6 protein-coding genes are annotated in these 8,915 nt (G+C 74.5%); 2 read left to right on the plus strand and 4 right to left on the minus strand.

The window, feature by feature from the left end:
* A partial coding sequence (locus ACFUC1_RS19310) for a LacI family DNA-binding transcriptional regulator (RefSeq protein WP_379122716.1) occupies window positions 1–860 on the minus strand: 860 nt, incomplete at its 3' end.
* A 254-nt stretch (window positions 861–1,114) separates the two neighbouring features.
* Between ACFUC1_RS19310 and ACFUC1_RS19315 the strand changes: the two genes are divergently transcribed.
* Together ACFUC1_RS19315 and dxs are read left to right on the plus strand one after the other, a co-directional pair.
* On the plus strand, window positions 1,115–3,175 hold the full coding sequence (locus ACFUC1_RS19315; protein ID WP_379122717.1) for a glycogen debranching N-terminal domain-containing protein: 2,061 nt from the start codon (window positions 1,115–1,117) through the stop codon (window positions 3,173–3,175).
* 69 nt (window positions 3,176–3,244) lie between these two features.
* Complete coding sequence (gene dxs, locus ACFUC1_RS19320) at window positions 3,245–5,113, plus strand: 1-deoxy-D-xylulose-5-phosphate synthase (protein WP_379122719.1); 1,869 nt, start codon at window positions 3,245–3,247, stop codon at window positions 5,111–5,113.
* On the opposite strand, the gene ACFUC1_RS19325 is transcribed toward dxs, so the two are convergent.
* The 3 genes from ACFUC1_RS19325 to ACFUC1_RS19335 all read right to left on the minus strand — a co-directional run bounded on the left by ACFUC1_RS19325 (window position 5,085) and on the right by ACFUC1_RS19335 (window position 8,831).
* Entirely contained in the window at window positions 5,085–6,920 is a 1,836-nt protein-coding gene (locus tag ACFUC1_RS19325; protein WP_379122721.1) for a helix-turn-helix domain-containing protein, read from the minus strand. The genes dxs and ACFUC1_RS19325 overlap by 29 nt on opposite strands.
* 29 nt (window positions 6,921–6,949) lie before the next feature.
* Window positions 6,950–7,711 carry a 3-hydroxybutyrate dehydrogenase gene (locus ACFUC1_RS19330; RefSeq protein WP_379122723.1) on the minus strand — a complete coding sequence of 254 codons (762 nt, stop codon included), beginning with the start codon at window positions 7,709–7,711 and terminating at the stop codon, window positions 6,950–6,952.
* A 133-nt stretch (window positions 7,712–7,844) separates the two neighbouring features.
* Window positions 7,845–8,831, minus strand: a complete 987-nt coding sequence (locus ACFUC1_RS19335; protein WP_379122725.1) for a hypothetical protein — start codon at window positions 8,829–8,831, stop codon at window positions 7,845–7,847.
* Window positions 8,832–8,915: the final 84 nt, after the last annotated feature.

The following is an 8,915-nucleotide window of genomic DNA, read 5'->3' on the forward strand; positions in this document are numbered from 1 at the left end:
GTGATGGACAGGGCCTCGGCGACGTCGGAGTCGTCGAAGCCGACGACGCCGACGTCGGTGCCGAGCCGCAGTCCCCGGGCCTGGATCGCGCGGACCGCTCCCAGGGCCAGCAGGTCGGAGGCGCACAGGACCGCCCCACGGCCCCCCATCCCGTCGATGAGGCGCTCGGCGGCGGCGGTGGCCAGGGCCACGTCCTGCACCGACTCGGCCGTCAGGGACGCGTCGTCCTCGTGCCCGGCGGACGTGAGCGCGTCGAGCCAGCCGGCGCGGCGGTCCTCGCCGACGGGGGAGCCCTCGGGCCAGCCGAGCCACGCCACGTGCTCGTAGCCCTGCGACAGCAGGTGCTCGACGCCGATGCGCATGCCGGCGCGGCCGTCGACGTCGACCCAGCAGTCGAGGTCGGGGCGGTCCCAGATGCGACCGAAGGACACGAACGCCACGTCCTGCGCGAGCAGCCAGTCCGGCCGGGGGTCCCCGTGCCGCGTGTCGCCGAGCACGAAGCCGTCGACGAGCCCGCTGCCGAGGAGCCGCTCGTAGCCCTCGATGAGCGAGTCCGGCTCCGGGGCGAAGGTGACGAGGTGCGCCGCGTGGCCCGGCGCCGCCACGGTCATCTCGACGAGGAACCCGTCGAGGATGTGCCCCATCCGCTCGACCCCCCAGGGGTTGACCTCGAACCCGTAGGCGCTCGCGCGGCGGCGGCGCAGCTGCTGGGCGGCGGCGTTGGGGGAGAAGCCGAGCTCCTCGATCGCCGCGTGCACCTTGGCGAGCGTCTCGGGCGCGAGCAGGTGCGGCTTGTTCAGCGCGTTGCTCACGGTCTGCCGCGACACGCCGGCCGTGGCGGCGACGTCGACGATCGTCACGCGATCGCCCTGCCGGCTCGCCCTCGGTGCCACGTCGCTCCCTTGCGAAGTGATGGTCGGTGGTGGGACGGTTGCCCCGTCGCCGATTGGAACGTTCAAATCAGCGTCCACCGGAAGAATGACCCACAGCGCCTGCGTCGTCAAGAAGTGGCCGGGGACCCGGCTGGGCGGATGGTGCGCCACCTGAGAAGGTGGCGGCACCGCCCGCCGCCACGCCCCGGCACGACGCACACCGACCCGAAGGAGCCGCCCGCATGCCCACTCGACACCGCCAGCCGTGGCTGCACGACCTGGCGATCAGCGTCCGGGGCAACGTGACGGCCCTGTCGGGGGAGGACGGCCAGGTCCGCCCCGGCACGGCGCACGGCCTGTACGTGGACGACGAGCGGGTGCTCAGCGGCCTGCGCGTGACCGTGGGCGGGGACGAGCCGAGCCTGGTCGGCGGCGAGGCGCGCGCGGGCCGGGCCCAGTTCCTGTCCTCCGCCCGCGACCTCGGCGACCCCGGTGCCGACCCGACCGTCGAGGTGCGGCGCAGCCGGGAGCTCGTCGACGCCGGCATGGTCGAGACCATCGAGCTCGTCTCCCGTGCGGCCGCGACCGTGAGCTCGGTCCTGCGGGTCGAGGTCGCCGCCGACGGTGCGGACATGGCGACGGTCAAGGCGGGCATGGTCGACCAGCCCCCGCTGGCTCCGTCGGTCGAGGGAACGCGCGTGCACCTCGAGGCCCCCCGCCACGGGGTGACCGTCGAGGCAGGCGCCTCTGCGGGCGTCGAGGGCGGCACGGCCGTCTACGAGCACCCCTTCGAGCTCCCGCCCGGCGACTCGGTCGAGCTGGTGGTGACCGTGACGACGACGCGGCGGACGCAGAGCGCGCTCGACGCGGACCCCGGCCTCGACGCCGTCGCGTGGGACGACGTGGCCGTGGAGGCCGACGACCCCCGCCTCGAGCCGCTCGTCGCCGAGTCGGTGGCCGACCTGCGCCACCTCCTGCTGCGTGACCCCCTCGACCGCGCCGACGTGTTCGCCGCGGCCGGAACCCCTTGGTACCTCACGCTGTTCGGCCGCGACTCCATCTGGGCGGCGCGGCTCATGCTGCCCTTCGGCACCGAGCTCGCGGGCGGCACGCTGCGCTCGCTGGCGAGGCGCCAGGGCACCACCGACGACCCCGACTCCGCCGAGCAGCCCGGCAAAATCCCGCACGAGGTGCGTCGCACGGCATACGGCGCCGCCGGGCACGCGCTCCAGCTCCCCCCGCTCTACTACGGCACGGTGGACGCGACGGCGCTGTGGGTCTGCCTGCTCGTCGACGCGTGGCGGTGGGGCCTGCCCGAGGAGCAGGTCCGGGCGCTGCTGCCGAACCTGGACGCGGCCCTCGGCTGGCTCACCGGCCCGGGCCGGCCCGACACCGACGGCCTGCTCAAGTACATCGACACCACCGGTCACGGCCTGGCCAACCAGGGGTGGAAGGACTCCGGCGACTCGATGCGGATGCGCGACGGCCGCGTGGCAGACGCACCCATCGCGCTGGTGGAGGCGCAGGCGTATGCCGTCGAGGCGCTCGCCGGCGCGGCCGACCTGCTCGAGGCGCTGGGGCGCGACGACGCCGGGCGGTGGGCGCAGCAGGCCGCGGAGGTGGCGGCCAGGGTGCGCGACCGGTTCTGGGTCGAGGACGGCCGGGGGCGCTACCTCGCCATGGCCCTCGACGGCAGCGGGTCGCCCGTCGACGGCGTCGGCTCGAACATGGGGCACGTCCTCGGCACGGGCGCGGTGACCGCCGACGAGGCCGCCCTCGTGGCCGAGCGCCTCACCTCGCCCGGGCTGCTCGACCGGTTCGGCGTCCGGACCATGTCGACCGACACCGGGGGCTTCAACCCCATCGGCTACCACACCGGCTCGATCTGGACCCACGACACCGCCATCGCTGCGCTGGGCCTGTCGCGGGAGGGCTTCGGCGACCTCGCTGGCACCCTCGCGCGGGCGCTCGTCGCCTCCGGGACCGCGTTCGACCGCAGGTGGCCCGAGCTCTACTCCGGGTCCCCCGTCATCGAGAGCCCGGCCCCGTACCCCGCGTCGTGCCGGCCCCAGGCGTGGTCCGCCGCGTCGGTCGGCGCCCTGGTCACGACGGCCCTCGGCCTGCGCGCCGACGTGCCGAACGGGGAGCTCGTCGTGCGGCCGCCCGCCACGCCGCCCTTCGGCAGCCTGCGGGTGCGGGGCCTGCGGTGGGGTGCGACCACGTTCTCCGTGGCCGTCGACCGTGACGGCAGCGTGCACGTGGAGGGGCTGCCCGGCTCGGTCTCGGTGGTGGTGACGGCTTAGACTCGGGCGTTCCCCCCAGGACGCAGCACGGGTCCGCGAAGGACGCAGCACGGCGAAAGGACGCACCCTGTGGGACTGCTCGAGACGATCGCGAGCCCGGCAGACCTCAAGGCGCTGACGCCTGCCCAGCTCCCGGCGCTGGCCGAGGAGATCCGCACCTTCCTGGTGACCGAGGTCTCCAAGACCGGCGGCCACCTCGGGCCCAACCTGGGCGTCGTCGAGCTGACCATCGCCCTGCACCGCGTCTTCGACAGCCCGAAGGACACGATCGTCTTCGACACGGGCCACCAGTCGTACGTGCACAAGCTGCTGACGGGCCGGCACGACTTCAGCCGGCTGAAGAAGAGCGGCGGCCTCTCCGGCTACCCGAGCCGCGCCGAGTCCGAGCACGACGTCGTCGAGAACAGCCACGCGAGCACCGCGCTGTCGTGGGCCGACGGCATCGCCAAGGCCCGCCGCCTGCGCGGTGAGCGGGGGCGCCACACCGTGGCCGTCATCGGCGACGGCGCCCTCACGGGCGGCATGGCGTGGGAGGCGATCAACAACATCGCCGCCGACAAGGACCTGCCGCTGACCATCGTCGTCAACGACAACGAGCGCTCCTACGCCCCGACGATCGGGGGCCTGGCCGAGCACCTCGCCACGCTGCGCACCACCCGCGGCTACGAGCGCTTCCTCGACTGGGGCAAGAGCACCCTGTCGCGGACCCCCGTCGTCGGGGGCGCGATGTACGAGACGTTGCACGGCATGAAGAAGGGCATCAAGGACATCGTCGCCCCGCAGGGGATGTTCGAGGACCTCGGCCTGAAGTACCTCGGCCCGGTCGACGGCCACGACGAGCAGGCGGTCGAGCAGGCCCTGCGCCGGGCGCGGTCGTTCGGCGGCCCGGTGCTCGTCCACGTCATCACGCAGAAGGGCCGCGGCTACGCCCCGGCGCTCAACGACGAGGCCGACCGCATGCACGGCATCGGCAAGATCAACCCCGAGACCGGCCTGCCGTTCGAGGTCAGCGGCCGCATCTGGACCGACGAGTTCAACGACGAGATGGTCGCCGTCGGCAGGGAGCGCGACGACGTCGTGGCCCTGACCGCGGCCATGCTCATCCCGGTCGGGCTCGACGGCTTCGCCGCCGCGTACCCCGACCGCGTGTTCGACGTGGGCATCGCCGAGCAGCACGCCGTGACGATGGCCAGCGGCCTCGCGTATGCCGGGATGCACCCCGTCGTCGCGGTGTACGCCACGTTCCTCAACCGGGCCTTCGACCAGCTGCTCATGGATGCCGCGCTGCACCACGCCGGGGTCACGTTCGTCCTCGACCGGGCGGGCGTCACCGGGTCAGACGGCGCCTCGCACAACGGCATGTGGGACATGACGCTCGGCTCGATCGTCCCGGGGCTTCGGCTCGCGGCGCCACGCGACGGCCAGCAGGTGCGGCTGCAGCTTCGTGAGGCGCTCGAGGTCTCCGACGCCCCGACCGTCCTGCGCTTCCCCAAGGGGGACGTCGGGCAGGCCGTGCCCTCCGTGCGCACGCACGGGAGCGTCGACGTGCTGCACGAGACCTCGGCCGACTCCTGCGAGCTGCTCGTCGTCGGCGTGGGCGTCTTCGCCTCGCTGGCCGTCGACGTCGCCGCCAAGCTCGAGGCGCAGGGGCACAGCGTGACCGCCGTCGACCCGAGGTGGGTCCTGCCGGTCAGCGACGACCTCGTCGAGCTCGCCCGCTCCGCCGGCGCGGTGGCCGTCGTCGAGGACAACCTGGTCAGCGGGGGGATCGGCGCGGCCGTGACCCTGGCCCTGCGCCAGGCCGGGCTCGACGTGCCCGTGCACCTGCACGGCATACCGAAGCAGTTCCTGCACCACGCGTCGCGCGGCGAGCTGCTCGAGGAGCTCGGCCTGACGGCCGATGCCGTGGCTACGTCGCTCGCCGAGCGCCTTCGCTGAGCAGCCGCAGGCGCAGCGCCAGCTGCAGCTCGAGGGCGGCGTCCGGGCGCTGCCAGTCGCTCCCGAGCAGCGCCGTGATGCGCTCGAGCCGCTGGCTCACCGTGTTGACGTGCACGTGCAGTGACGTCGCCGCGTGCCGCGGGCTGCCGCCGGCGTCGAAGTAGGCCTGGAGCGTCTTGACGAGCTCCGAGCCCCGCCTGGCGTCGTAGTCCAGCAGCGGGCCGAGCTGGGTCCGGACGTAGCCGTCGATGTCCGGCGTCGACCCGACCACCAGGCCGGCGAAGCCCAGGTGGGCCGACGAGGCGCCATTGCCCTGCAGGCCGAGGGCCAGGAGCGCGTCGAGGGTGCGCACCGCCTCCCGCCAGGCCGCCGGGAGGTCGCCGCCGACCGCCACGGGCCCTGCCGCGCCGACGGTGACGGCGCCGAGCCGGGCGAGCCGCTTGGCGAGCTGGACCGCGGCGGCGTGCGGGTCGTCGGTCGGCAGCAGCGCCACGACGTTGCCGTCGTGCTCGCCGACGACCGAGCCCGGCCCTGCGGCTGCGTGGGAGGCGAGCAGCAGGGTCCGGCGGGGGGTCTGGTCGTCGGCGTGGGCGACGAGGACGGTCAGCGGGGTCGTGGGGTCGACGCCCTGCGACCGCGCCCGGGCGGCCAGCGTCTGCGGGTCGCCGCGGCCGCTCACGAGGTCGCTGACGAGGTCGGTGCGCACGCGTTGCTCGGCCTCGGCAGCCGTGCGCTCGAAGAGGAGCACCAGCGCGCACACGACGGCGGCGCGCTCCATGGTGCGGCGGTCGGCGTCGTCGAGCACGCCGGCGCCGCCGAGGACGAGCGCTCCGAGCGGCGTCTGCGGCGCCTTCACCGCGATCGCCCACTGGTCGCGCGCGGCGTCGTGCGCGAGGCGCCCGGTGCCCGAGGTCTCGCGGACGGCGGGGGAGTCCGACAGCGCCGGTCCGCCCTTGTCGGCCGCCGTCGGGACGGGGCCGTGGCTGCTTAGGGCCTCGCCCTCGGAGTCGACGAAGACGACCCAGCCGCCGAGCAGGTCGCCCAGCGCCTTGGTGATGTCGTCCACGCCACCGCCGGCCAGCACGAGCTCGGCGAAGCGGTCGTGCGCGGCCGCGGCGCGCTCGACGCCCGAGGTGTGGCGGCGCACCTCCTCGGCGCTGCGGGTCTGCACGATCGAGACGGCCGCCAGTGCCGCCAGCGACCCGAGCAGCGCCACCTGGTCGGGCGAGAAGGGCCGGGGCGAGCGGTTCGCCGCGAAGAGGACGCCGACGAACTCGTCCTCGACCACGAGCGGCGTGCCGCAGATCGAGACCAGGCCCTCGTCACCGACGGCGCTGTCGATGGTGCCGGTGTGCTGGAACCGGTGGTCGTGCAGGTAGTCGGCGCTCCAGTAGGGCTTGTGCGTCGAGGCGACCAGGCCGCCGAGGCCGTCGCCGAGGGAGAGCCGGACGTTCTGGAACTCGACGCTCACGGACCCGTCCGTGGCCCGCATGAACGTGTCGCCGGCCTGTGCGTCGTAGAGCGTCAGGTAGCTGACGTCCGTGCCCAGCAGGGCCCGGGCACGGCGCACGATCGCCTCGAGCAGGCCGGCGGGGTCGCGCAGCGAGGCTAGGTCTCGCGCGGTCTCGACGAGGGCGGTCAGCTCGGCCTCTCGGCGCCGCCGGGAGTCGAAGGCGGCGCGCACCCGCAGCGCGAGCTCGCGGGCCTCGCCGGAGTGGTCGCGGACAGCACCGAGCTCGGACGCGGGTGCCCCCTCGGCCAGCAGGCGCAGCAGCGTCATCGCGGGGTCGTCGCGGTGCTCGGCCATCGCCCGGGATCCTAGGGGAGCGATGGCCGTCAGTGGGCCGTCCACCCGCCGTCCATCGCGAACGACGCACCGGACACCGAGTCGGCGGCCGGCGAGCAGAGGAACGCCACCAGCTCGGCGACCTCGGCCGGCTCCACGAGGCGCTTGACCGCCACGGGGTCGAGCATGACCGTGCCGACGACCTCGTCCTCGGGGATGCCGTGGGTGCGCGCCTGGTCGGCGATCTGCTTCTCCACCAACGGGGTCCGCACGTATGCCGGATTGACGCAGTTGCTCGTGACCCCGCGCCCGCCGCCCTCCAGCGCGGTGACCTTGGACAGGCCCTCCAGGCCGTGCTTGGCCGAGACGTACGCGGCCTTGAACTCGCTGGCGCGCAGCCCGTGCACGCTCGAGACGTTGACGACGCGGCCCCACTGCTGCTCGTACATGTACGGCAGCACCCGGCGCACGAGCCGGAAGGGCGAGGTGAGCATGAGCCGCAGGATGAGGTCCCAGGTCTCGGTCGGGAACTCGTGGATCGGCGCGACGTGCTGGATGCCCGCGTTGTTGACGAGCACGTCCACGTCGCCCGGCAGGGCGTCCACGGCGTCGAGGTCGCTGAGGTCCGTGGCGAGGGCCACGACGCCGCTGCCCTCGAACCGCGCGAGCCCGGCCTCGTCGCGGTCGACCGCGTAGACCTTGGCGCCCGCCGCAGCCAGACGGTCCACGCAGGCGGCCCCGATCCCGCTCGCGGCGCCGGTCACCAGGGCCGTGCGTCCGGACAGGTCGAGCAGGGCTGGCGTCGTCGGCATGACCGCGAGACTAGGTCTGGCAGGAGGGGCCCGAGCATGTGGTGGCCAACCACAGTTCTGCGCGGTCCTGTGTGGCGGGCCGCGCTGACCGGAGGGGTCCCGGGCGCCGGACGGTGCAGTGCGCCGGCGACGGTCAGGAGGGGTACGGCCGAACCGGGTAGGGGTAGGCGTCCTGCTCGCGGGGGGCGCTGGTCCGCAGCGACGTCCACGCCGTCACCGGCGACAGGAGCAGGCCTGGGGCCAGGACGACCAGTCCACGCCGGTCGATGCACAGCTCCGCGTGGCCGGCCGTGCTGTCGCCGGGCTTGATCTGCGTCCCCTCAAGGGCGGTGAGGTCGCTCGCCGACTCGGCCACGAGCACGCAGTCCAGCGCGCCGAGCGGCGAGTCCACGGTCGCGGTCGCAAGGGCCACCCCCTGGCCGCGGACGGCGTCGAGGAATGCCGGCCCCTGTGCCTGCGAGGTCATGGCGCCCGCGGCAAGGGCGACGAGGGAGTCGGTCAGGACGTCGAAGAGGTGGGGCCTGTCGCCGGGGGACTCCTTGCCGGTGAGCGTGAAGCAGGAGCGTTCCGCGTGCGGGCAGACCGTGAGGGGCGCGGCCATGAGGCGTTGCGGGTCGGGGTCCGCCAGGGCCGCCTGGTCGGCATACACGTCCAGGACGGGCCGGTCCTGCGGCCCGAAACGGACGTGCGACCGGACCCGTCCGCGGGTGAGCGTGTACTCCCCGAAGGGGGCGTCGACCGTGGCTGCGAACTCGCGGCCGAGCACCGCGCGGGCGCGGCTCGCCACGGTGTCGACGTCGCCCTCGGTGGCGGGCCGCACGGTGCGCACCACGGGCGCCCAGTCGGCCCAGGCGGTTGCCTGCACCTGGAACTCCGACCACTGGCCGGGTCCCGGTGCCATGCCCGTGGCGCCGCCTCGGGAGGTGGGTCCAGCCGGGGTGGTGGGACCGGCCGGGGTGGTGGGGGTGCCCGTGGTGGTGGGGGTGCCCGTGGTGGTGGGCGTCGCGCCCGCTCCGCCAGGGGGCGCGGTCCGCGGGGGCGTGCGCAGGCACGCGGTGGTCGACGCGCCGACCACGACGGCGACGACCGCGGCGAGGACCGCTCGGTGGGGACGGTGCACGCACCGGACTGTGACAGGTCCGGCGGGCCCGCGTCCCCGGATCGGCCAGGTCCGGCCGGAGGGACGAGCCGGGACGCGCCGAGG

It is taken from the genome of Pedococcus sp. NPDC057267 (assembly GCF_042668795.1).
Lineage (GTDB): Bacteria > Actinomycetota > Actinomycetes > Actinomycetales > Dermatophilaceae > Pedococcus.